Below are 22,610 nucleotides of genomic sequence, written 5' to 3' on the forward strand. Positions count from 1 at the left end.
ACCGCCATGACCGACACTACCCACAGCATCAAGCACGTCATCTCGCCGCTCGCGCGCCAGACCCTGCAGGACCGCGATCTCACCCGTCCGGTCGCCGGCAAGCGACCGATCCGCCTACTGCCCTGGCTGCAGGTCGTCAAGATCGGTGGCCGCGTCATAGATCGTGGCGCCGACGCGATCCTGCCGCTCGTTGAAGAACTGCGCAAGCTGCTGCCCGAGCACCGCCTGCTGATCCTGACCGGTGCCGGTGTCCGTGCCCGTCACGTCTTTAGCGTCGGTCTCGACCTCGGCCTGCCGGTCGGCTCGCTCGCCCCGCTGGCTGCCAGCGAAGCCGGGCAGAACGGCCATATCCTCGCGGCGATGCTCGCCTGCGAGGGCGTCTCCTACGTCGAGCACCCGACTGTCGCCGACCAACTGGCGATCCACCTCTCCGCCACCCGCGCCGTGGTCGGCAGCGCCTTCCCGCCCTACCATCACCACGAGTTCCCGGGCTCGCGCATCCCGCCGCACCGGGCCGATACCGGTGCCTTCTTGCTCGCCGATGCATTCGGTGCGGCCGGCCTGACCATCGTCGAGGACGTGGACGGGATATACACCACCGATCCCAATGGCCCCGATAGGGAGCAGGCACGCTTCCTGCCCGAGACGAGCGCCGTCGACCTGGCGGAGTCGGAAGGCCCGCTGCCGGTCGACCGCGCACTTCTCGACGTCATGGCGACCGCACGCCACATCGAGCGCGTGCAGGTGGTGAACGGACTCGTGCCGGGTCGACTCACCGCCGCGCTGCGCGGCGAGCACGTCGGGACGCTGATCCGTACCGGCGCGTGTCCGGCCTGAGCGCCCGCTCCCCTGGCCGCGCCACCTGGGTTTCCGGGCGGCGCCGCCGGGGACGTTTGAATAGATCGCTGTAGGCCTTGATACTCGCGGCTTTCGTGATTTCTAAGATTTCAGGGATGCGTCGGCTGCTGGCCCTTTTTCGGCTGCTTTTTGACCAGATCCAAGCCCGCCAGAATGGCGCCTCGATCTTCTTCAGGTGGATCGGCGGACCATTGTCGCTGGATCAGCGGGGCACCCTGTGCCGCCTCTCCGTCGGCGACAGCGGCACATCGTGCCAGTCTGTTTCATCAGCCTGCGGTGCAGAAGTGCCGTCCAGGTGTTCGGAGCTGCCGTTGAATATGGCGAAACAGGTGTAAATGTTACCCTGGGTTAACGTCCGGCATGCCGCACTCCAGTTGTTGAGCTGGCCGCAATCTCAGGTTCTGCTCCCCCGTCTGCTGAATTGCAGCAGACTGCGCCATTACTGGCCTTTAGCATCTATCTTCAACAGTCGGCCAACGTGAGCGGCTGTTATGTCCAATCGGCCCTGAGGCCTCCGGTTGCGATATGGGCGATGGTGCGATCCGACAGATTCTGGCCTACCGGCGCATTCAGCGTGACGGTGGTCTTGTTGCCGGCGCGGGCATTGCTTCCGATGGGCGTCTGCACTGCGGGGGCCGCTGCCGCCCGCGCCGAGGAACTGAAGCCCTGCGTCTCGGCACTGCTCGACGAGATCGCCCGTACCTTCGCGCCGCTCGATGCTTTCAAGCTTGCCACCAGCACGGGGCATTTCCGCATCCTGGCCAACGACTACGCCACCCTGGCCATGCTGACGCCTCTGGCCGCCTGTCTGCGCCAGCGAGCGCCGGGCATTGTGCTGGGGATCTTGTTCTTCGATCGCCGCTTCGAGGAACGCTTCGCCGCGCGCGAAGCCGACCTGGTTATGGGCGGCCGACAGCCTGCGCGGCTACCGCTATGCGCAGGTGTTGTTCACCGAACATTACCTGTCGCTGCTGCGCGCCGACCATCCGCGCCTGGGGGCGACGCCACGATCGCGCTCGATGCCTTCTTGGCCAAAGATCACGTCCTGGTGTCCAGCCGCGGCCGCGTAGTGGACAAGCCACTGGCGGCGCTGGGCCACAGCCGCCGCGTCGTGCTGACCTTCCCGCACTTCCTGGTGGCGCCAGCCGTGGTGGCCCGTACCGATCTAGTCATGACCGTGCCGGCGTGCATCGCGCACGGCTATGCCAAGGGCCATGCGCTGCGCCTGTTCGAGCCGCCGCTGGACGTGGCGCCGTTCGACGTTGCGTTTGCATGGCCGGCGCGCAGCGTGGCCGATCCGGCCATGCAATGGATGCGGCAGCAATTCGAGGATGCCGCGCAGGTTCTGCGACAGCATTGCCCGGACAAGCGCTGACATTGGCGTACCACTTTTCACGTCGGATGCCTTAGCCGTTGGCCGCGTGGGTAAAGTGGAGTTCTTCGGCGACGGCGAGGAAGCATCGCAAATGCCGTAGCTCCATCGTTCGTCCATCCTTAAAGCTTTGCAGCTTGGAACGCGGGCCGACGCATCTGCCACAGCATCCATGCGACTCCCAGGACCACGACACCCGCACCGAGCCAAGCGGTACTGGTTAGCCCCATTCCTTCCAGGCTGGCCCCGCCCAGCAACGAACCCAGCGCGATGCCGCCGTTGAAGCCTGCGATGTTCAGCCCTGCGGCCACTGCGAGCGCCTGCGGCGCATGTAGGTGCGACAAGCCGATCACCCGTGCCTGCAAGGCCGGCACCGCCGCATAGGTCAGCGCGCCCAGCAAGCCGGTTAGCAAAACCATCAGCGGCAGGGACGGCGCCGAGGCCCATATCGCCAGCAGCACCACGGCCAGGCCGACCAGCACCGTCATCACTGCCGCATCCGCGCCCTTGCAGTCGGTCAGCCGTCCGCCCCACACGTTGCCGATGGCCGCCATCGCGCCGTAGCCCAGCATCAGCAGGCTGACCATGCTTTCGCCGATCTTCGTCACCTGCAACAGCAGCGGCGAAATGTAGGTGTAGAGCGAGAACGATCCGGCATAGGCCAGCACGGTTATGCCGGCACCGGCGAGCAGGCGCGGATTGAACATGGCTTTTAGACCATCCATCGCGTTCGCCTGTGTCGCGGCATCGTTTTTATCCGTCGGCATCAGGGCCAGCAGGCCCAGGAAGCCGATGGCACCACTGGCGGCTACCGCCATGAAGATGACCTGCCAGCTCAACACGCTGCCCAGCCAGGTGCCGAGCGGCACGCCGAGCGCCAGGGCCAGCGTCAGGCCGCCGAATACCACGGCCACCGCCGCACCGGCACGATGTTGCCCGGCCAGTTGGGTTGCCACGCTGGACGCCACGGCGAGAAAGACGCCATGTCCCAGGCCCGACGCAAAGCGGGCCACCAGCATGGGCGCCAGCACATCGGATAGGCTGACTACCGCATTGCCCAGCGTGAACAGTCCTATCGCCACCAGCAGCAGCCGCTTACGCGGCCAGCGCGTGGCAAGTGCCGTCAAGCCTGGCGCACCGATCACCGCGCCCAGCGCATAGGCCGTGACCGCCGTACCGACCTGGCTGATGCTGGCGTGCAGATCGGCGGAAATGGTCGAGACCAGCCCGATGGTGACGAACTCGGTGAAGCCCAGGGCGAACGTGCACAGCGCGAAGACGTAGATGACCAAAGGCATGCGCTCGTTCATGGATCAATCCCGCGCTGGCGTGGCAGACGTGAGCAGTGGCAGCATGGCCTCTGCCACACCCTTGGCCGAAGCGGGGTTCTGTCCCGTCACCAGCCGCTCGCTGATTACCACCTGCGCCTGGAAGTTCGGTGCGGAAACATGCCGAGCCCCACGCGCCTGCAAGGCATCGGCCAGCAGAAACGGCACGCTGTCGTACAGGCCGACCGCGCGTTCCTCGTCGTTGGTGAAGGCTGATACGTCTTTGCCCGTGACTAGATAGCGGCCATCGGACAGCTTGAGATTCACCAGCCCGGCCGGGCCGTGGCAGACCGCCGCGACCACGCCGCCGCGCTCGTAGATGTGCGCCGCGATGGCGGCCAGTTCGGTGTTGTCCGGGAAATCCCACATCGTCGCGTGGCCGCCGGCGTAGAAGACAGCGACATAGGCGTCGGGATCGACCTGCGCCGGTGCCAGGGTGTTCTCAGTGGCGGCGCGCAGCACCGGGTCGTTCCAGAATGCGGCATTGACCGGATCATCCAGATCGAGGCCATCGACGTGCGTGCGGCCACCCTTGGGGCTGACGAAATCGACGGCGTATCCAGCTTCGCGCAACACCTCGTGCGGATGCGCGACTTCCGAGAGGTAGAAGCCGCTGGGCGCGGCATCGGCGACATCGGCCGGCCCTTTGCGGTCATGGCTGGTCAAAACGAAAAGAATGCGTGGCATGGCTTGGGACTCCTGAGTTGCAAAGCCGGTGACCGTCCCCGCCGACGCGGCGAATGCGATGACGCACAGGGCGAGGCCACAGGCGATTCGCATCAGCCAGGACGCCGGCAGACAAGGTCGGGGCAAGGCGATGGACATGATGGGCTCCGAGGTTGGAAGCGGCATGCCGCCGATAGCGGGCGTCCGCTGCGGCATGCCGGGTTCTGATCGCCATTCTGGTAACTGCGCTCTATCCTTGAAATGACCCGAATCGACAAACACTTTCTCCAAATTGGTTCCAATGACCCTGCGCAACCTCGATGACCTGGCAGTGTTCGTGCGTGTAGCGGAGCGGCAGAGCTTCTCCGCCGCCGCACGCGATCTGCACCTCGCGCCCAAGACGGTCAGCAAGCAAATCGCCCGGCTGGAACAGGCGCTGGGCACTACGCTATTCGAGCGCAACACCCGCAACCTGCGCATCACCGACGAAGGCCGCGCCATTGCCGAGCGCGCGCGGGTCGCGCTGGGCGTACTGGAGGAAGTGCAGGAATTGGCGACCGGCGGCAACCGCGATCTGCGCGGCGTGATCCGCCTGACCGCGCCCACGCCGTTCGGACGCAAGTACGTGGCGCCGGCGATCCACGATTTCTGCCGTCTGCATCCTGCGGTCGGCTTCGACCTGCGCCTGTCCGACCAGGTGCAGGATCTCTACGGCGGCGACCTGGACATAGCTGTGCGCATGGGCGAACTGGCCGACTCGCGGCTGGTGGCGCGGCGCGTGGCCGACAACCGGCGCATCCTGGCGGCGTCGCCGGCCTACCTGGAGGCGCACGGACATCCCGCGCAACCGGAGGACCTGACCCGGCACCACTGCCTGGTGTTCGCCTATCCCGGCCTGCTGCAGAACACCTGGCCGCTGCGCAAGGGCCGCCGGGAGAAACCCGTGGTGGTCGGCGGCACGCTGTGCAGCGACAGCGGCGACGTACTGCATGCCTGGTGCCTGGCCGGGCTGGGCATCTCGCTGCGCGAAACCTGGGACATCCACGAGGAACTGCGCGACGGGCGGCTGCTGCGCGTGCTGCCGGAATGGGAAGCCACACCCTCGAAGATCAGCCTCGTGCGTGCGCGGCGCGAACCCGTGCCGCGGCGGCTGGCGGCGTTCAGCGATTTCCTGCTGGAGCGCTGGCGGGACGCGCCGTGGGATGCGGCCTGACAGGCTCGGTGTCCTTGGGCGTCGTCGGCCGACACCGCTGCAACCGGCACCGGCCGCGCCCGTCCAGCCAGCCGCTCCACACCATCAACAGCAGGCCGACACCCACCATGATCGAGCCGAAGTCAACCTGACCCCATTCCCCCACGGGTTCAGCTCAAGACTGCGTTGAGCGCAGCGGTATCGGCGATCTGCCGGAAAGCGACAATCACACCATCGCGGACCGTCCAGACATGCGCGAAGTCCACGTCGGCGGCGATGCCGGATCTTCCCTGCACGCGATAGCGCCCCGTGGCGATGACGGTATCGCCATCGGCCATGAAGGTCTCCGGGCGCGTTTCGTAAGCGGCGAAATGCGCCTTCACCGCGGGAAAGAAGCGATCGATGACCACCTGCCTGCCGCGATAGAGACCGCCGGACGGGAAGCTCTCCAGTACCCGCCATTCGATGTCGGGCGACAAAAGTTGGGGATCGCCCGTGCGATACCACGCCTGCACGGTCTTCAATGCAATGCTGCTCATCATGGTGTCCCCCGTCTTCATAGGCCACCACCGAAGCCTTCGAGGACGATCTTGCCTCGGGTACGGCCGCTCTCGACCAGGGCATGTGCGCGCCTGAGATTGGCTGCATCGATCGGACTGAAGGTCTCGGTGCGGGTGGTGCGGATCGTCCCGGCATCGACCAGACGCGCGACCTGGGCCAGTAATTCTCCCTGCGCGGCGATGTCGGCGGTTTCGAACATCGAGCGGGTGAACATGAATTCCCAATGCACGGAAACGCTCTTGCGCTTGAAGGGATTGACGTCGAGGACCGCCGGATCGTCGATGAGCGCGAAACGGCCCTGCGCCGCGATCAGTTCCGCGATGGCGGGCAGGTGCATGTCGGTGTTCGTCGTGGAGAAGACGAAAGCCGGCGCCGCGCCCAGCGGCAATGCCGCGACCTGCGCAGCCAGCGGCTGGGAATGATCGACGATGAAATGCGCGCCGAGCACACGGCACCAGTCCGCCGTCTCCGGACGGGAGGCGGTGGCGATGACCGTCAGCTCGGTCATGGCGCGGGCCAGTTGGATGGCGATGGAGCCCACGCCGCCAGCGCCTCCGATGATGAGCAATGCTGGGGCCGCGCTGGGCACGGGGGTGGTCACCCGCAGCCGGTCGAACAGGGTTTCCCAGGCGGTAATGGCGGTCAGCGGAAGTGCGGCGGCATCGGCGAAGCCCAGCGACGCCGGCTTGCGCGCGACGATCCGCTCGTCCACCAGGTGGAATTGCGCATTGGTCCCTGGGCGGCCGAGTGCGCCCGCGTAGTAGATCTCGTCGCCGGGCGCAAAATTCCGGACCGCCTCGCCGACTGCCACGACCACGCCCGCGGCATCCCAGCCGAGCACCTTCCAGGCGCCCGCTTCCGGCGCCATGCCTTGGCGGACCTTGGTATCCACGGGATTCACCGAGATGGCCTTCACGGCAACGAGCAGGTCGTATCCCTTGGCGTTGGGCGTTTCCAGGGTGATGTCGACCAGGGTATCTTCGCGATCGAGCGCGCCCGGCACACGGTATCCAATGGCTTGCATGGGGAGTTCCTCCGTTTCAGTTGGGGGGAAATGGAGAATATGTGTTGTGCTACTTTCCGCAAGAACGCACATAAAATGCATATAGTGTCAAAAAGGATACCGTGATGGCTCGTACCCACCATGCGCGTCTGGACTGCGGTCCGGGCTGTCCCGTCGAGAGGACGCTGCAATTGATCGATGGCAAGTGGAAAGGCGTGGTGCTTTTCCACCTCCTGGAAGGCCCCATGCGCTTCAACCAACTGCGCCGGCAATTGCAGAACTGCACTCAGCGCATGCTGACGAACCAGTTGCGGGAGCTGGAAGCCGATGGGCTGGTGCATCGGAAGATCTATGCGCAGGTGCCACCCAAGGTCGAGTACAGCCTGACCCCGCTGGGCCGGACGCTCGAGCCCATCCTGTTGGCGCTGAAGTCCTGGGGCGAAGCGCATGTGATCGCACCAGCACCGACGGACTCGTAGGGCGGCATCACGCGCCCCGAGAGCGATCCAACCGAAGGGCCACCCAACTCGCGCGATACCCCGCCACCGCGTAGCGTCGCGGCGGGTGCTGCCCCAGCCGCTGTTCGACTACCGGCCACCACGGCACCATGCCTAATTCCTGGTCGTCATCGCGCATCGCGTAGCGCCTACTGCTCGAATCCGGTCTTGGGCGGCAGCGGCACATTCCGGGACCGAGCACCTAGCCGGTCCATGACCTCACGCACCATCCACGGGCACGAGATCGCCTACGGGCTGCCTCCGGTCCAGCCAGCCACTCCACACCGTCAGCAGCAGGCCCACGCCGACCATGATCGCGCCGACCCATGGCGTCGCGCCCAAGCCCAGGCGGGAATCCGCCACCAGGCCGCCGATGAAGGCGCCGAGCGCGATGCCGGCATTCGCCGCCGATACGTTGAGGGTCGAGGCGATGTCCACGTTGCCGGGCCGGTGGCGCTGGGCAAGCTGCACGACGTACAGCGCCAGCCCCGGCACGTTGCAGAACATCAGCGCACCGAGCACGCCGAGCGTCAGGATCGAGCCGGGCATAGACGATGCCGTGAAGGTGAAGAGCAGCAGCACCGCCGCCTGCGCGCCGAGCATCAACGCCAGCGCCGGCACCACCTTTTTGTCGGAGACGCGTCCGCCAAGGAAGTTGCCGACGATCACCGACACGCCGTAGAGAGCCAGCATCCAGGCCACGCCGTTCGGGCCGAAGCCGGTGATGTCGGCCAGAATGCTGGGCAGGTAGGCGAAGGCGACAAAGGTGCCGCCCCAGGCGCAGAAGTTCATGCCGAAGGCGATCAGCAGGCGCCCGCTGCCCAGCACCTTGACCTGTTCGATGAGGCCGCCGGCCGGCGCGATGTCGATCTTGCGCGGCAAGGTGGCCGCCATCGCCAGCAGCGACAGCAGACCGATGGCCGCGACGAACCCGTAGGCCATCGGCCAGCCCAGGCGCTGGCCGATGACGGTCGCGATCGGCACACCGGCGGCGACCGCGATCGTCAGGCCGCCGAACACGATCGCCACCGCCGAGGCACGTCGATCTTCCCCCACGAGACTTGCGGCGATCGCTGCGCCGACACCGAAGAAGATGCCATGCGGCAAGGCCGAGACGATGCGCGCGACGATGAGGAACTCATAGCTCGCGCTCAACGCGGCGGTCGCATTGGCCAGGACGAACAAGGCCATCACCGCCAGCATCAGCGTCTTGCGCGACAGCTTTCCCGTCAGCGCCGCGAGAATCGGCGATCCGAAGCTGACGCCCAGTGCATAGCCGCTGACGACCAGCCCAGCCCGTGCCAGGTTGACCCCGAAGTCATCGGCGATCTGCGGCAGCACGCCGACGCTGGCGTACTCGGTGGTGCCGATGGCGAAGCCACCGACCATCATGGACAACAAGGCGGGCAAGGTACTGCGCTGGGAGGAAACGGACATCAAGCACTCCGGAACGGACGAAATGGATCGAGTTCTGCGGAGCGTAGAGGGAGTAGCCATGATGAAATAGATGCTTCAGTTCAATTCACCACTGAAATGGATTCCGCAAATGTCTCGACAGAACATCAATCGCGCCTTCGAGATGGAAGTGTTCGTCGCGGTGGTCGCCGCTGAAGGTTTCACTGCGGCCGCCGAGCCGCTGGGCATGACGGCCTCAGCCATCAGCAAGCTCATCCATCGCCTGGAAACGCGCCTGGGAACGAAGCTGCTGCATCGCACGACGCGCAAGCTGCAGCTCACGCCTGAAGGCAGTGCCTTCCATGAACGCTGCCTGCGCATCCTCGACGACATCGACTGCGCCGAGCACGAGGCCGCGCAAGTGGGGTCGCCGCGCGGGCGCGTGCGGATCAACAGCCAGGTGGCCTTCGGCGTCCACTACCTGCTGCCGCGTCTAGAGGAATTTCTGCAACGCTACCCGGACGTGCAACTGGACGTGACGCTGAGCGACATTGTGGTCGATCTGCTCGACGACCGCAGCGACGTGGCGATCCGCACCGGGCCGCTGCCCGATTCGCGCCTGGCCCAGCGCCGGCTGGGCGCCAGCGGCCTGGTGGTGGTGGCCTCGCCGGAATACCTGCGCCGCGCCGGCACCCCGCAACGGCCCGCAGACCTGCACCAGCACCGGCGTCTAGGCTTCAACTACGCCCGGCATGTGGACGCCTGGCCCTTCATCGACGGCGATGGCGCGCACATCGCCATCGCACCGTCGGGCGATCTGCGCCTGGGCGATGGCGAGAGCATGCGCCAGATAGCGCTGGCCGGGGTCGGGGTGGCCCGGCTAGCGCGCTACCATGTCGCTGCCGACCTCGCCGCCGGCAAGCTGGTGGCCTTGCTGGAAAATCACGACGTTGGCGCCGTGGAAGACATTCATGCGGTGTTCGTCGGGCCTGGTCGCCATGTGCCTGCAAGAGTCAGGGTGCTGCTCGATTTTCTAGCCGAACAGGTCGCGCAGGATTTGGCTTGAAGCGTCGCCAGGACGGCTACCCGATGGCAGGCCCACGTTGCCACCCGCTCTCCCAGGAAACGCCACCGCCGCGCACCGTTGCGGCTATCTGCTGCCCCAGCCGCTGCTCGATCACCGACCGCGACGGCACCAGGCTGAACCCCATGCTGGCGTCCAGCATCGCGTAGCGTCCGCTGGCGAACATGACGGATCGGCGACAGATGCCAGCCACACGCTGCCCGTCCGTGACAGGACGATGCTTTAGGCCGGTTTCGGTGGCAATGTCTTTGGCAGCCTGTGCCAGTTCCCGGTTGCGCAGTGTGCCCAGCTGGTTGCGCGCAAGAGTCACACGCTGCCCGCGCCGCTCGGCCAGCCCCTGTTCGGCCGGGAAATCGGCACGCTGCTGTATCGCCTGCTTGGCGTCGCCATCAAAGCCCAGGTCGCCCAATCCTCGGCCGCCGCCGATCAGTTGCTGGTCGAGCCAAATGGCCCCAATGACGCGCGCCTGCCGCTCAATCGGCAGATGCGATTTCAGTTCCACCGCCACACCTCCCAAACGTTGCGCATCGTACTGGCGGCCACGCTCGGTCAGGTCGTCCGGCATCTTCCATAAGCCTTCGGCCACGCGCTCTGCGATGCCGGCGCGGCGCAGGGCTTCGAGCCGGCGAACGTGGGCCGCAACAACTTCCTGCGGGTCGCGTCCGGCCTTGCTCGATCGCCAAGTGATAATCGGTGCGTTACAGGCCATCGCTCGCCAGAGCGGCGATATTCTTGTCGGCTGCCCGCACCTTGGCGGAACTGCGTACCTCCATCACGGCTCCGGTGGGATAGTTCGCCAGTTCGTCGCGGGCGTTCAGCGCGACGTAGTGGGCCTTGCTGTCCACCCCGTCGATAACCAGATGGCCGCGGTCATGCAACTCGTCGGCCGGCTCCTTGGCAGCCACGCGGCCGATGATGGTTCGTCCATTGTCGCCCGGCTCGAACACCGCCAGCTCGCGCGGCTGGCCGCTCATGGCCCGCTGCATGATGCGGATGATGTCGCCACGCTCGCCCAGGGCGCGCAAAGTCTTCTCGGCATCGGCATGGACGGCCCAGGTGCCGGGCTGCGTCTGGTCGGCCAAGCCCAGGCCCTGCGAGCGTTGCAGCCGGCCGATCAGCAGCAGGCGTTGGCGTTGCAGCTTTGGTTCATTAAAGCGTTCGATCTGCACTCGGCCATCCTCGCCGGCCTCGCGTTGCGGGGTGCGGTCGAGGCTCGCCCACCGCTCTCGCGCGACGACACGGCAGCAGCCACCGGAAAGACACGCCGCATGGCACGATGAGATGCACAGCAATGATCATCGCTATTGCTGCGCAGACTGCACGGCTATGATGATCCCGATAAGGGATTTTGAGACTGCTATGCCTATTCAAATCAGATTGGCCCAGCCATCCGATGTCGGGGGAATCTTTCGTGTTAGAACGTCAGTCAATGAAAATGCGCTGACGGTGACCGAATTGTCCGAGATGGGAATTACCGAGGCTTCGGTGATGGAGATGATCCAAGGTGCGCCTTGCGCCTGGGTGGCCTGCGAGGATGCGCAGATCGTCGGCTTTTCGATGATTGATTCCGATGAAGGATCGCTGTTTGCTGCGTTCGTTCTTCCGTCTCACGAAGGAAAAGGGATCGGCCAGAAACTGGTGCAAGCGGCTGAGGAAGCCTTGTTCTCGACGCACACTCTCGCGTGGCTCGAAACTGCCGAGACAAGTCGTGCCGCTGGCTTCTATCGCCACCTTGGATGGAGCAATGAACAAGACATCGGCGAGGGCGACATACGCCTTGAAAAGCGCCGTCGTTGAGTGCTGCCATCTACCTCGTACTGTGCGACCAGAGGGCAGGCGAGGCGGCACGGTGAGATGCACGACAACGTACAGCGAATCGGCGGCCATCATGGGGGTGTTTTTAGCCAAACCGGATGCGCGACGCCGATCACGGCGAATGCGCTGACTGGCCCGGAATAACGGCTGTCGAACGAGGCCGGATTGGTGACGCTCAACGGGAACAGCTCGCCCTCGGCCAGCGGACGGCAATGCGGCCATAGCAGCGGGCGGCCTAGCCGATCAGCAGGCAACGCGGCGGCCACCGGCACGTCGTCGATGCGTACCTGACCGGCGACGATGCAAACGTGTTGTGGCGCGCCCGCGCCCACGCGCTTGAGCAGCGGAGCGTGTAGAGGCAGGTAGCCGCGTTGCGCAGCGAGCGTGGCAGCATCAGCAGGCAATCGGGTCAGGATGATGTTGCCCACTTCCGGCCGACGTAGCAGCGCGTCGGCCCGGTGCTGGATTGGATCGATGCGATACCAGCCGACAGGAACGCTGTCGGATGGGTTGTAGATCAACCGTGGGAGTTGCTGCACGAACGCTGCCCAGGCCAGCGAAGCGAGGTCGACGGCGGCGAAGCCCGCCAGCACGATGCGAGCGCGCAGGCGCGAGCGACAACGCCGCGCGGCTTTGTGTGCGTTCGTGGTGGCCGAATGGGTGGTCATGGCAGCATCCTCCTGGCTAGCCAGGCGGCGTATTCGGGTAGCGGCAGGTGTGTAGCCAGACGGTTGCCCAACGTGCGTCAGTACGCGGGCGACACGGCGGCGGGCGCGATGCCCCGCGCCTCATGTGGTCAGCGTGTCGCGCTCGCCGCTGGCGATCCCCATGACGATGTTCAGGGCCTTGTTAGCGTTGATGTGAAATATGCGCTCCGGCATGTTACTGCCGCACTCCTTGGCGCGCCGGGCCAGGGCCACTACCTCGTCGTGCATAGCGTGGTGGAGCGGCAAGTACTGTGCGTCCGTCACGCTGGCGCAGTCGCGGGTTTCGCGGAAAGCAGCAATCAGGTCTGCCTTCAAATCCACCACGATGTCGGTGTTTTGCGATAGCGCCAGCAGGAAGTAGCACTGGTCTTCGTTCAACAGGGCATAGGGCTCCGGCCGGCCTCCTGCTGAGCCTGCGGTGGGTTTCTCCGTTCGAAACGGAATCTATGGTCATCCCCGTTTTTGCAACACCGATCAGCGATGAGTATTTACCTTGCTTGAATCTATCTGGCATCTGTCTGGGGCATGCCCCGCGCCACGATGAGAGTCGCGCCTGATGGTCCTAAGAAAAACCGCGGCTTCGAGAGCCAATCGTTTCTACAGGGTATCCACCAGGCCGGTGAGCCGTTCACATCATCGGCCAGGGCAATCGCATGAAATGTCTTTCCGATACCGGACTGGAAAGATTGTGTGCCTGGTCGTTCCGGCGTGGTCTTCAAATCCGGTGCATCGGCTGCTTGCCGAGGGGCTGGATACTTCCTGTTTCGGCCGGGGGGCCGAAACGGGGACTGTCCGGCTACTCGGCAAGCAGCCATGCCAAGGATCACACAATCTTTCCAGTCTGGTATCAGGCGAGCGCTTCATGCGATTGCCCTGCATCATCGGCTGTTCAGTTATCGCAAAACCTGAAGAGTGTTTCGTGGTACAGCGGTAACCGCAGGGTCAGGCGGCGCAAGCGCTTGGCCCTGCTTCAAATTCCGCATGGTTGGCGGCGATAGCCCAGGCAATCCGGGCGAGCTTGTTGGCCAGGGCGCATGCCACTACGTTCGAGTGGCGTCGCTGGAGTAGCGAGCGCACCCAGTAGGCCAACGCCCCTTGTTGGTGTTCCAGTGGTTGCGGATAAACCCTGGCGCACTGCACCAGTAGCCGTCGCGGGTTCTTGTCACCGCGCTGGCTGATGCCCAGCAGGTTGCTCCGACCACCCGTGCTGTATTGCCGTGGCGCTAAGCCGATCGAGGCGGCAAAGTCCCGGCTACAGCCGTACTGCTTGCCATCCCCAACCTGCGCCGACAACAAGCTCGCCGTGATCGGACCGATGCAGGGAATGGTCATCAGGCGACGCCCCAGGTCATCATCGGCCAACTGGTGGGTCATTTCTTGGTCCAAATCCCTGATCTGCTCGTCCAGGTAACAGACGTGGCTATGCAAACGCATCAGCAATACGACCAGTCGGTGCGGCAGCTCGTGCTCAGCCAATGTTGTTGGCAAGCGCCTAATCAGCGAAAGCCCCTTGGGCAAGCTGACGCCGAACTCCAACAAGAAGCCATGGACCGGATTGACGGTTTTCGTACGGTCGCGCTCTAAGGAGTCGCGTATGCGGTGCGGCACCGATAACGTCTGTCGTACCTCTGTCTTCGGCGTAACAAGACGCATGGTCGGTCGAGAAGCCGCTTCGCGGATCGCCTCGGCATCGATGAAGTCGTTCTTGTTGCTCTTGACGAACGGACGGACAAACCGTGGCGCGATCAACTTCACCTCATGCCCGGTCGCGATCAGTTGGCGCGCAATGAAGTGAGCCCCCGTACAGGCCTCCAGCGCCACGCTGCAGGCTGGCAGATTGCCCAGCAAACGCATCATCTGTGTAGGCGTGTCGCTTTTTTGCCGAAGACTTCCCGCTCCGCCTTGTCCTGCCCATGCAGATGGAAACTGTGCTTGCCAAGATCGATGCCTACCAGTGCGACTGTGCTCATGGCGATGGTCTGCGAAAATAAAACACCCTGCGAAAGTTAGCTTTCGCAGGGTGTGGGGGTGACCATCTCATTAGAGCCCCGAAGCGCTTGAACTTGGCGGCATAGCGCTCGATCAGCTCCATGGAGTTCTTGTGCTGGTTGAATGACATGCCGCCCCCAGGCGCTCCCACCCTGAATAGAGCGGCTGGTCAGGCGGGTGGGAAGTCCGCTTTTCGGGAGCGACCCTAGGCCAGCCGGTAAACCGTTACGCTCGCTTGAACTCCACCACGTTGCTGGCGGCGAGCGTGTCCAGATGGTCGGCATACCACTGCATCATTTCCCGGCGCTGGTTCAGGTACTGCGCTTTGTTGTAGACGCCTGCCACCCCTTCCTTGACGTGCGAGAGCTGGGACTCGATGTGGTTTTCGTCGAAACCGTGCTCGTTGAGGATCGTCGAGGCGACATGCTGGAAGCCGTGGTCGGTCTGGCGTCCTTCGTACCCCAGACGGCGCAAGGCCATCAGGAACACGGTGGTATTGCTCCGGGGCTTGGTGGTGTCGCTGCGGCCGGGGAACAGCAGCGGGTAAGTGCCGGTCAGGTTGTGCAGGCCGCGCAGCAGTTCCACGGCCTGAGAGGGCAGGGGCACAAGATGCTCGCGGCGGCGCTTCATGCGCTCGGCGGGGATCGTCCACAGGCCGGCATCGAGGTCGAACTCGGACCAGCGGGCTTCCCTGATCTCGGACGGGCGACAGGCCAGCATGGCCAGCAGTTGCAGGCCGATGCGCACGTCGGTGGCGTGGGGGTAAGACTGGATTGCGCGCAGCAGTGCCGGCAGCTCATCGAGTGGAACGTGGGCGTAATTCTCGACGAGCTTGGTCAGTAGGAACTTGTGCAGACCTTCGAGCGGGTTGTGGGTGACGCGACCAGTAACTCGGGCAAGGTCGTAAATCTCCCGGCACATGCCGCGCACGCGGCTGGTCTGCTTGACGATGCCGGTCTGTTCCATGCTGCGGAGGAGCTCCATCCACTCCATCGGCAGGATCGAGACATAGGGGCGCTTACCGAACACGGGGAACACGTGCTTCTCCAAGGCGCCGATGGTGCGAACCGCCGTGCCTTTCGTCCAAGTCTTGCACTTGGTCGCGTACCACTCGCGGGCCAGGTGCTCGAACGTGTTGTTGGCTGCTTCGGCTTCGGCGGCCTTTCTGGCGCGTTTCGTGGCGAGCGGGTTAACTACCCTCAGATGAGTCGCTGCGCAGTTTGGCGGCTTCCTGGCGGGCCTGCGCGCCGGTCAATTGATGGTCGCCTGTGCCGTAGCCTCCAAGTCCAAGCCAGGACCATTTGCCGTCTGGCTTCTTGTAGCGCAGCTCCCACGACTTGCTGCCATTCGGCTTAACCCGGAAGTACAGGCCATTGCCGTCCAGCTCGTGGTATACGGTGGCCTCTGGTTCCAGGGTGGCGAGCACGGTATCGGCCAGAGGGCGACGCTTGATCTCGCTGCGCTTCATCGCTTGTATGCCTTCTGTTCAATTTTTTCAGAAACATACACAGAGGCATATACGGGGCAATGCTATAGGGAAGCATTCGGGGGCATGTAGAAACAAGAAAGCCCGCACGGGGCGGGCTTCTTGGGGTGTTTCCGGTGCATGTGGAAACTTGCATTTGGTGGAGCCGGGGGGATTTGAACCCCCGTCCGCCAGCTCTCCGCTATCGGTTCTACATGCTTAGCCCTGTCTATTGAGTTAACCCATTGCGGCCCGACGGGCAGGGTGCTTTGGGCGAGCTGTATGAGTTTTAGCCGTTACGTCTACAGCGAACTTGGCGGCGATCCTGTTCTATCTGACAGTCTCTTCGGGTTTACAGGCATCCCCTGGAGACTGCTGGGGCATTAAGCCGCCAGAGCGTAGTTGTCGTCGTTGGCAACTATAAGTTTGTAGCAGCGGATTTACGAGTTCTGCCACCAGCTCGGCATGCCCCTCAAGTTTCGTTACCGGCGTCGAATCCTAATCGGCCCCAAAACCCTAGGTGGTCGGTTAAGTCTACGGCAAATGGCTCGGTGCGTCGACTACCGAGATTGGCGAAATTCGCCGGCGGGCTGCTATATGATGCTTATTCCGATGTCGCCGGGTGACGAGACTTTTCCATGCCTCGGGCAACGCGATACCCCTTGCGCCAGTGGCTCTGGCGCGCCTTTATACAGTGCGCCCTGATTCCCTTGCTACTGGTGGAAGTCGTGCTGGTCGGCGCCTATTTGCTGAGCAATGCCGCCATGCGCGATGCTCAGCTCGGGCATCTGGAGGAACGGGTAGAGCAGGAACTGGCCTATACCCTGCAGCGCGAGGCGAAGATCATCGATCGGGATTTGCAGGAGATAGTGCGGCAGACGAGGATCTTTCGCGGCGCCGTCGCCCATGCCCTGCAGGAGCGCGGCTTCCGGCCGGATGCCGTGGAGCGGGTTAGGCACGTGGTCGGCCCGAACGGGCTGTTCTACAGCCGCAACGGCGAGGGGCGCGCGGCTTCGTTCTATGTCAAGGACACGCCGCCCGAACTCCAGGATCATGCCAAGGCCCTGCGTCTGTCGCGTCTCGACGGACTGATGCGCTCGATCAAGGAGGCCAACCCGCCGGTGATCGCGGTCCATTTCCGCAGCCGGGATGGCTATATCCGCAGCTATCCGTTCTTCGATGTGTTGCAGCGGGATCTCGGCGACAGGCCGTCTCCCGGATACGGCTTCTATTCCCGTGCCGACGAGACCCGCAACCCGACGCGCGAGCCGCTGTGGACCGCGCCCTATCGTAGTGAGGACGGGCGCTGGCGAGTATCCTCGATCGCTCCTGTCTATCGCAGCGATTTCCTGGAGGGCGTGGTCGGCCTGGAGATCGATATCGAGCGCCTGCTCGCCAATATCGGCGATCTGGGTGTGCCCTGGCAGGGGCACGCCATGCTGGTCGACGAGAGTGGCAACGTCATGCTCCTGCCGGGACAGCGCGGGGCCTCGGGCGATTCCGTGGTCAATGCGCCACGCTATCTGCGCGAGGTGGGGCACCTGCTGCCGGCGGCTGGAGCCGAAGGGGAGATACGCTCGGCACTGTTCGACGGACGCGAGCATCTACTGACCTGGAGGGGGATTTCCCAGGCCGGCTGGCGCCTGCTGCTAGTTGTAGACAAGAGTCGGCTTCTCCAACCGACTCGTGCCCTGGCTACCCACTACCAGAAGATAGGCTATCTGCTGATAGCCGGCCTGATACTGTTCCATGCACTGTTCTTGGGGCTCTGGTGGCGCCGTTCGCGTCGTCTGAGCCGCGAACTGGAGCAGCCGATCAACGACATTGTCGAAATGCTGCGACACTTGGGGCGGGACCAGTGGCAAGCGGGAGATGGGCCGCTTTCACCGCTGCGTACCAGCCGGATCGAAGAGCTGAATGCGATGGCCAATGCGGTACGCAGCAGCGATCGCCAGTTGCAGGCCAGCGAGGCAGAGCGCTCCAGAGCCGAGCGCCTGCTGGAGTTGGTGATGGAGCACACCACCGAAAGCCTTTGGGAAATCGTCGCGGAAAAGAGTCTGATCCGGGTGAGCAGCCGTTTCGCCCGGCGTTTCGCCCTGGGCTCCGAGTGCGTGCCTCTCGAGGTGTTCAACCAGTTGGTACATCCGGACGACATGGAGCGCCTCAGGCTGCGTCGCGAAAGTTTCTTCAGCGGTATGGACGGGGTCTACGAAGTGGAGTACCGCTGTATCGACCGCGCCGGCCAATACGTCTGGCTGCTGTCCCGTGGCCAGGCGTTGGAGTGGGACGCTCGTGGCCGGGTGCTGCGTTCGGCGGGTACCCATGTGGATATTTCCCGGCTGAAGGCGGTGGAGAGGGACCTGCGACGCGCTACCCTAGAGGCCCAGGACGCCAGTCGGGCGAAGAGTCGTTTCCTGTCCAGCATGAGCCACGAGCTGCGCACGCCGTTGAACGCGGTGCAGGGTTTCGCCCAGTTGATCGAGTTGGAGGTGGAGAGCAAGCCCGAGGCGGTGCCGATCGGCGAATATGCCCGGGAAATCGTCAAGGCCAGCCGACATCTCACCGCGCTGGTCGACGATATCCTCGATCTCTCAACGTTGGAGGGGCGTCGTCAGCAATTGCATATCCGGCCGGTCGAGGTCGGCGCCATGCTGGCCGGTTGCATCGAACTGGTCCAACCGCAGATCCGCGAACGTCAGTTGCAACTGCAGCTAATACCCATGTGCCGGCTCCTCTACGTACAGGCCGACTCCCGCCGCCTGCAGCAGATCCTGCTGAACCTGCTGTCCAACGCGATCAAGTACAACTGCCCGCAGGGCCGCATCACGCTCGGCTACGAGGTGCGTTCGGACTGTGTGCGGATCTGGGTCAAGGACACCGGACCGGGGCTTGATGCCAAGCAGCAGAGCCAGTTGTTCCAGCCTTTCCAGCGTCTCGGCCGGGAAAGCTCGAACATTCCGGGGGCCGGTATCGGTCTGGTGCTGTGCCACGAGCTGGCGAGCATGATGAACGGCAGCATGGGCTTCTACAGCGAGCCCGGACACGGTTGCCGCTTCTGGATCGATCTGCCGGGAGCGGCGGCGCCCGAGGATCAGCGGATGCCGTCCGGCGGACCGCCGACCGGGCAGGCCGAGCGGGTCGAGGACGACTCCTGAAAGCATGGTCGGCGGGGCGTCCCTGCCCTGGCGGGATCAGACCGGACAGGCCTTGGCGCGGCTGACCCGATCGACCAGGTAGACCAGCCCGTGGTAGTCGAGGCCACTGTGCCGGCTGAGACCGATCTCGCAGGTGCGACTGGTGGAAATGCCTTCCTCGCAATACTGCACCGCTTCCTTGAGGGTGCGCAGGGCGTTGGCGTTCAGTTCGGGACTGGTGAAGCCCTTGTCGCCGGCGAAGCCGCAGCAGTGGATGCCTTCCGGAACCACTACTTCGCGGGCGCAGCGCCGGGCGATGTCGATCAAGGCCTCGGCCTCGCCCAGGTGTTGGGTGCTGCAGGTGACGTGCACGGCGATCGGCGTTTCCTGCGCCTCGAAGTCCAGCCGGTCGAGCAGGAAGGTACGGATGAACTTCACCGGATCGAAGATCTGCAGGCGCGGGTCGATCTGCTCCCTGACTAGCCGCAGGGTGCAGGGGCTGGTGTCGCAATAGATCGGATCGAGACCGCCGCGACTGGCTTCGAGCAGGGCGTCGAGAGTTTCCCGGCGCTTGCGCTCGGCCTGTTTGGGATAGCCCTTGGAGGCGAATGGCTGGCCGCAGCAGAGCTTGTCCAGATCTTTCGGGAAGACCACCTGGTAGCCGGCCTTTTCCAGCAGGGCGCGGGTCTTGTCGAGCAGCGGCACTTGTTCCCGGTCGTCGCTGGCCGGACCCATGGCGCGCGATACGCAGGCGGCCAGATAAACTACCCGTGGCCGCTCGTCGGGCTGCGCTGCGGCAAGCCGCTTCAGCCGTACCGGCTGTGGCATGGCGGGCGTCCACTGTGGCAGATGCCCGCCGCTAATCCGCGACAGAGCGCCGCTGAGCTTCGCCAGGCGCGGCGCACCGAGCAGACGCCGCGCGCTGTCGGCGGCGAGCAGCACCAGGCGCGAGGCGCGCACGCTGGCGGCGAAGTGCTCGGTCAGCCAGTCGGCGGTTCCGGCGTGGCCGGCATCCAGGCCGCGCAGCTTGCGCACCAGGTCGCCGGTGTTGATTCCCACCGGACAGCGCTGGGCGCACAGGCCGGTGGCCGCGCAGGTGTCGATGCCCTGGTAGCGGTAGGCCTTTTCCAGAGCAGTGCTGCCGGCATTGTCGCGCCGCTTGGCCTGGATGTCGCGCCATATGACGATGCGCTGGCGCGGCGTCAGGGTCAGGCCACGGGACGGGCAGACCGGCTCGCAGAAGCCGCACTCGATGCACTTGTCGACGATCTCGTCGGCGGCCGGCAACGGCTTGAGGTTCTTCAGGTGGAGCTCGGGATCCTCCGAGAGCACCACGTCGGGGTTGAGGATGCCCTTGGGGTCGAGCAGGCGCTTGATTTTCCACATCAACTGGTAGGCGTCGTGACCCCATTCCAGCTCGACGAAGGGCGCCATGTTGCGTCCGGTGCCATGCTCGGCTTTCAGCGAGCCGCCGAACTCCACCGCCACCAGTTGCGCCACCTCCTGCATGAAGGCCTCGTAGCGAGCGATCTGGGCCGGCTCGTCGAAGCCCTGGGTGAAGACGAAGTGCAGGTTGCCTTCCAGGGCATGGCCGAACAGGATCGCCTCGTCGTAGCGGTGTTTCTCCAGGAGCTGGATCAGCCGGTTGACGCCCTCGGCTAGGCGCTCGATGGGGAAGGTGACGTCCTCGATAATCACCGTGGTGCCGGTTCTGCGCACCGCGCCGACCGCTGGGAAAGTGTCCTTGCGGATCTTCCACAACTGGTTGTAGACGGCCGGGTCACTGCTGAAGTCGACCTGTTTCTCCACCGGGAAGTCGGCGATGGCGGCCATGATCCGCTCGATCTGCTCGGCCAGCAGCGAGGGGCCGGAGGCGCGGGTCTCGATCAGCAGGGCGCAGGCGGTGGCGGACAGGCTCTTCACCCAGTTCGGCATGCCTTTCATGTTCTCCACCGAGCGCAGGCTGCGCCGGTCCAGGAGTTCCACCGCCGAGACCGGCTGCTGCTTGAGCACCGGCACGGCGTTGCAGCAGGTCTCCACGTCGGGGAAGACGATCAGCGCGCTGGCCTTGTGCGGGTGCTCGGGCACGGTGTGGTAGGTCACCGCGCTGATAAAGCCCAGGGTGCCTTCGGAGCCGACCATCAGGTGGGTGAGGATGTCCAGCGGCTGGTCATAGTCGACCAGCGCGTTGAGCGACAGGCCGGTGGTGTTCTTCAGCCGGTACTTGTGACGGATCTTTGCGGCCAGTGTTTCGTCGGCGCGGGTCTGCCGGCCCAGTTCGGCGAGCCGTTCGAGCAGTTCGCCATGGCTGGCCTGGAAGCGGGCCACGCTAAGCGGGTCCTCGGTGTCCAGCACGCTACCGTCGGCCAGCACCAGGCGCAGGGCGGCGAGGGTGTGATAGCTGTTCTGCGCGGTGCCGCAGCACATGCCGCTGGAGTTGTTGGCAACGATGCCGCCGATCTTGGCCGCATTGATCGAGGCCGGGTCCGGGCCGATCTTGCGTTCCAGCGGGGCTAGCACGGCGTTGGCGTGGGCGCCGATGACGCCAGGCTGTAGGCGGATCTGCGCACCGCCGTTGCGGATGTCGCGGCCGTTCCAGTGCTCGCCGAGGACGATCAGCACTGAATCGGTCACTGCCTGGCCGGAGAGGCTGGTGCCGGCGGCACGGAAGGTCACCGGCACGCCCTCGGCGCTGGCCAGGCGCAGCAGCTTGACCACTTCGGCTTCGCTTTCGACGCGCACGATTAGCTTGGGAATCAACCGGTAGAAACTGGCGTCGGTGCCGAAGGCCAGGGTCGACAGCGGATCGTCGAAGCGCCGCTCGCGAGGAATCAGGCGCTCGACGGCGCTAATAAAGGAAGCGGGCAGGTTCATGCATCCTCCAAGATCAACACGACCAGATCCTTGGGTCCGTGGGCGCCGTAGGCCAGCACCTGCTCGATATCGGCGGTCTTCGACGGGCCGGAGACCAGCAAGGCGTTGGTCGGCATGCCGGCCGCCCACTGCTGTTTCCGCTGCACCTCGAGGAAGTTGTCGTAGACCTCGCTGGCTTTGAGCAGAGCGAAGTGTACCGGCGGCACCAGGCTCATCAGTCGCGGCTCTTCGCGGGTCGGCCAGAGGATCAGGCTGCCGGTGGCGGCGATGGCGCCGAGGCTGCCGGTCAGGCTGGCCGGGGTGTCGTCGAACAGCTCGGCTTTCCATTCCTCGATCGGCCGGTCGTAGGCCTTGAGCCGCGGCAGGCCCTCGCGTCCGGTGAAATGCGTGGCGAGTTGCGAACCGTGGGCGGTGCCTGGGGCGATCAGCAGGCTGGGCAGTTGTTTATCGGCCAGCAGCTTTTCCAGCAGCACCGGCCAGTCGGCCGTGCTGGTCAGGTGGGTTTCGGTGTGCACTGCTTCCATCAACTGGCGCAGGCGTGGGATGCGTTCGGCGGTCGGGTAGCTCCAGGGCCGGGTCACCAGGTCCGCGTCGTAGTCGTCGGCTACCGGCGCGATACTTTCGAGGCTCTTTCTCAACTTGGCGAGGATAGTGGCTTTGGCCGACATCA

17 protein-coding genes, 1 other RNA gene and 3 pseudogenes are annotated in these 22,610 nt (G+C 64.6%); 8 read left to right on the forward strand and 13 right to left on the reverse strand.

Annotated features, from left to right (window positions below; all coding sequences use genetic code 11):
• Positions 1–6 precede the first annotated feature (6 nt).
• From ACGI6K_RS02780 to ACGI6K_RS02790, 3 genes are all read left to right on the forward strand, one after another.
• Positions 7–837: an amino acid kinase family protein gene (locus tag ACGI6K_RS02780; RefSeq protein WP_376945077.1), complete on the forward strand. Its 831-nt coding sequence runs from the start codon at positions 7–9 to the stop codon at positions 835–837.
• 116 nt (positions 838–953) lie between these two features.
• Positions 954–1,193 carry a hypothetical protein gene (locus ACGI6K_RS02785; RefSeq protein WP_376945075.1) on the forward strand — a complete coding sequence of 80 codons (240 nt, stop codon included), beginning with the start codon at positions 954–956 and terminating at the stop codon, positions 1,191–1,193.
• 239 nt (positions 1,194–1,432) lie between these two features.
• A complete protein-coding gene (locus ACGI6K_RS02790) occupies positions 1,433–2,233 on the forward strand; it encodes a LysR substrate-binding domain-containing protein (RefSeq protein ID WP_376945073.1) in 801 nt (266 codons plus the stop codon).
• A 119-nt stretch (positions 2,234–2,352) separates the two neighbouring features.
• Here the strand turns inward: ACGI6K_RS02790 and ACGI6K_RS02795 are convergent, their stop codons facing one another.
• Both ACGI6K_RS02795 and ACGI6K_RS02800 read right to left on the reverse strand, forming a co-directional pair.
• Positions 2,353–3,540, reverse strand: coding sequence for an MFS transporter (locus ACGI6K_RS02795; protein WP_376945071.1), 1,188 nt, complete (start codon positions 3,538–3,540; stop codon positions 2,353–2,355).
• Between the two features lie 3 nt (positions 3,541–3,543).
• Positions 3,544–4,506, reverse strand: coding sequence for a type 1 glutamine amidotransferase domain-containing protein (locus tag ACGI6K_RS02800; RefSeq protein WP_376945214.1), 963 nt, complete (start codon positions 4,504–4,506; stop codon positions 3,544–3,546).
• Between the two features lie 19 nt (positions 4,507–4,525).
• Here ACGI6K_RS02800 and ACGI6K_RS02805 point away from each other — a divergent pair, with 19 nt between their 5' ends.
• Positions 4,526–5,437, forward strand: coding sequence for a LysR family transcriptional regulator (locus ACGI6K_RS02805; RefSeq protein WP_376945069.1), 912 nt, complete (start codon positions 4,526–4,528; stop codon positions 5,435–5,437).
• Positions 5,438–5,586: 149 nt separating this feature from the next.
• Here ACGI6K_RS02805 and ACGI6K_RS02810 read toward each other — a convergent pair whose 3' ends face one another.
• Together ACGI6K_RS02810 and ACGI6K_RS02815 are read right to left on the reverse strand one after the other, a co-directional pair.
• Positions 5,587–5,958, reverse strand: a complete 372-nt coding sequence (locus ACGI6K_RS02810) for a nuclear transport factor 2 family protein (protein WP_376945067.1) — start codon at positions 5,956–5,958, stop codon at positions 5,587–5,589.
• 14 nt (positions 5,959–5,972) lie between these two features.
• Positions 5,973–7,001 carry a zinc-binding alcohol dehydrogenase family protein gene (locus tag ACGI6K_RS02815; protein WP_376945065.1) on the reverse strand — a complete coding sequence of 343 codons (1,029 nt, stop codon included), beginning with the start codon at positions 6,999–7,001 and terminating at the stop codon, positions 5,973–5,975.
• A gap of 104 nt (positions 7,002–7,105) precedes the next feature.
• Here ACGI6K_RS02815 and ACGI6K_RS02820 point away from each other — a divergent pair, with 104 nt between their 5' ends.
• Complete coding sequence (locus ACGI6K_RS02820) at positions 7,106–7,459, forward strand: winged helix-turn-helix transcriptional regulator (protein WP_376945063.1); 354 nt, start codon at positions 7,106–7,108, stop codon at positions 7,457–7,459.
• 237 nt (positions 7,460–7,696) lie between these two features.
• Here the strand turns inward: ACGI6K_RS02820 and ACGI6K_RS02825 are convergent, their stop codons facing one another.
• Positions 7,697–8,914, reverse strand: a complete 1,218-nt coding sequence (locus tag ACGI6K_RS02825) for an MFS transporter (protein WP_376945061.1) — start codon at positions 8,912–8,914, stop codon at positions 7,697–7,699.
• A gap of 109 nt (positions 8,915–9,023) precedes the next feature.
• On the opposite strand from ACGI6K_RS02825, the gene ACGI6K_RS02830 reads away from it, so the two are divergent.
• Positions 9,024–9,938 (forward strand): LysR family transcriptional regulator, encoded by a 915-nt coding sequence (locus ACGI6K_RS02830; RefSeq protein WP_376945059.1) that lies wholly within the window; start codon positions 9,024–9,026, stop codon positions 9,936–9,938.
• A gap of 16 nt (positions 9,939–9,954) precedes the next feature.
• Here the strand turns inward: ACGI6K_RS02830 and ACGI6K_RS02835 are convergent.
• Positions 9,955–11,197, reverse strand: a pseudogene (locus ACGI6K_RS02835) (DUF3363 domain-containing protein); the annotation flags it as partial.
• A gap of 40 nt (positions 11,198–11,237) precedes the next feature.
• On the opposite strand from ACGI6K_RS02835, the gene ACGI6K_RS02840 reads away from it, so the two are divergent.
• Entirely contained in the window at positions 11,238–11,753 is a 516-nt protein-coding gene (locus tag ACGI6K_RS02840) for a GNAT family N-acetyltransferase (RefSeq protein ID WP_376945057.1), read from the forward strand.
• A gap of 89 nt (positions 11,754–11,842) precedes the next feature.
• On the opposite strand, the gene ACGI6K_RS02845 is transcribed toward ACGI6K_RS02840, so the two are convergent.
• The 5 genes and pseudogenes from ACGI6K_RS02845 to ssrA form a co-directional block, all read right to left on the reverse strand.
• Positions 11,843–12,439, reverse strand: a complete 597-nt coding sequence (locus ACGI6K_RS02845; protein WP_376945055.1) for a S26 family signal peptidase — start codon at positions 12,437–12,439, stop codon at positions 11,843–11,845.
• 120 nt (positions 12,440–12,559) lie between these two features.
• Entirely contained in the window at positions 12,560–12,856 is a 297-nt protein-coding gene (locus tag ACGI6K_RS02850; protein ID WP_376945053.1) for a hypothetical protein, read from the reverse strand.
• 564 nt (positions 12,857–13,420) lie between these two features.
• Positions 13,421–14,448 (reverse strand): annotated as a pseudogene (locus ACGI6K_RS02855) (IS110 family transposase).
• Between the two features lie 244 nt (positions 14,449–14,692).
• Positions 14,693–15,935 (reverse strand): annotated as a pseudogene (locus ACGI6K_RS02860) (tyrosine-type recombinase/integrase).
• 155 nt (positions 15,936–16,090) lie between these two features.
• Positions 16,091–16,442: a transfer-messenger RNA gene (gene ssrA, locus ACGI6K_RS02865) on the reverse strand.
• Between the two features lie 128 nt (positions 16,443–16,570).
• Between ssrA and ACGI6K_RS02870 the strand changes: the two genes are divergently transcribed.
• On the forward strand, positions 16,571–19,087 hold the full coding sequence (locus ACGI6K_RS02870) for a sensor histidine kinase (protein ID WP_376948095.1): 2,517 nt from the start codon (positions 16,571–16,573) through the stop codon (positions 19,085–19,087).
• 36 nt (positions 19,088–19,123) lie between these two features.
• Here the strand turns inward: ACGI6K_RS02870 and ACGI6K_RS02875 are convergent, their stop codons facing one another.
• Together ACGI6K_RS02875 and ACGI6K_RS02880 are read right to left on the reverse strand one after the other, a co-directional pair.
• On the reverse strand, positions 19,124–21,940 hold the full coding sequence (locus tag ACGI6K_RS02875) for an FAD-binding and (Fe-S)-binding domain-containing protein (RefSeq protein WP_376948094.1): 2,817 nt from the start codon (positions 21,938–21,940) through the stop codon (positions 19,124–19,126).
• Positions 21,937–22,608: a LutC/YkgG family protein gene (locus tag ACGI6K_RS02880; protein ID WP_376948097.1), complete on the reverse strand. Its 672-nt coding sequence runs from the start codon at positions 22,606–22,608 to the stop codon at positions 21,937–21,939. Before ACGI6K_RS02880 ends, ACGI6K_RS02875 begins: the two co-directional genes overlap by 4 nt.
• Positions 22,609–22,610 lie beyond the last annotated feature (2 nt).

It is taken from the genome of Azorhizophilus paspali, assembly GCF_043587585.2.
Taxonomy (GTDB): domain Bacteria; phylum Pseudomonadota; class Gammaproteobacteria; order Pseudomonadales; family Pseudomonadaceae; genus Azotobacter; species Azotobacter paspali.

What these genes read in the sequence shown, in the direction of transcription:
- ACGI6K_RS02875 (WP_376948094.1), bottom strand. Translation starts at nt 21,940, where the DNA reads ATGAACCTGCCCGCTTCCTTTATTAGCGCCGTCGAGCGCCTGATTCCT.
- ACGI6K_RS02785 (WP_376945075.1), top strand. Translation starts at nt 954, where the DNA reads ATGCGTCGGCTGCTGGCCCTTTTTCGGCTGCTTTTTGACCAGATCCAA.
- ACGI6K_RS02825 (WP_376945061.1), bottom strand. Translation starts at nt 8,914, where the DNA reads ATGTCCGTTTCCTCCCAGCGCAGTACCTTGCCCGCCTTGTTGTCCATG.
- ACGI6K_RS02820 (WP_376945063.1), top strand. Translation starts at nt 7,106, where the DNA reads ATGGCTCGTACCCACCATGCGCGTCTGGACTGCGGTCCGGGCTGTCCC.
- ACGI6K_RS02810 (WP_376945067.1), bottom strand. Translation starts at nt 5,958, where the DNA reads ATGATGAGCAGCATTGCATTGAAGACCGTGCAGGCGTGGTATCGCACG.
- ACGI6K_RS02815 (WP_376945065.1), bottom strand. Translation starts at nt 7,001, where the DNA reads ATGCAAGCCATTGGATACCGTGTGCCGGGCGCGCTCGATCGCGAAGAT.
- ACGI6K_RS02795 (WP_376945071.1), bottom strand. Translation starts at nt 3,540, where the DNA reads ATGAACGAGCGCATGCCTTTGGTCATCTACGTCTTCGCGCTGTGCACG.
- ACGI6K_RS02780 (WP_376945077.1), top strand. Translation starts at nt 7, where the DNA reads ATGACCGACACTACCCACAGCATCAAGCACGTCATCTCGCCGCTCGCG.
- ACGI6K_RS02870 (WP_376948095.1), top strand. Translation starts at nt 16,571, where the DNA reads ATGCCTCGGGCAACGCGATACCCCTTGCGCCAGTGGCTCTGGCGCGCC.
- ACGI6K_RS02845 (WP_376945055.1), bottom strand. Translation starts at nt 12,439, where the DNA reads ATGACCACCCATTCGGCCACCACGAACGCACACAAAGCCGCGCGGCGT.
- ACGI6K_RS02805 (WP_376945069.1), top strand. Translation starts at nt 4,526, where the DNA reads ATGACCCTGCGCAACCTCGATGACCTGGCAGTGTTCGTGCGTGTAGCG.
- ACGI6K_RS02840 (WP_376945057.1), top strand. Translation starts at nt 11,238, where the DNA reads ATGCACAGCAATGATCATCGCTATTGCTGCGCAGACTGCACGGCTATG.
- ACGI6K_RS02880 (WP_376948097.1), bottom strand. Translation starts at nt 22,608, where the DNA reads ATGTCGGCCAAAGCCACTATCCTCGCCAAGTTGAGAAAGAGCCTCGAA.
- ACGI6K_RS02830 (WP_376945059.1), top strand. Translation starts at nt 9,024, where the DNA reads ATGTCTCGACAGAACATCAATCGCGCCTTCGAGATGGAAGTGTTCGTC.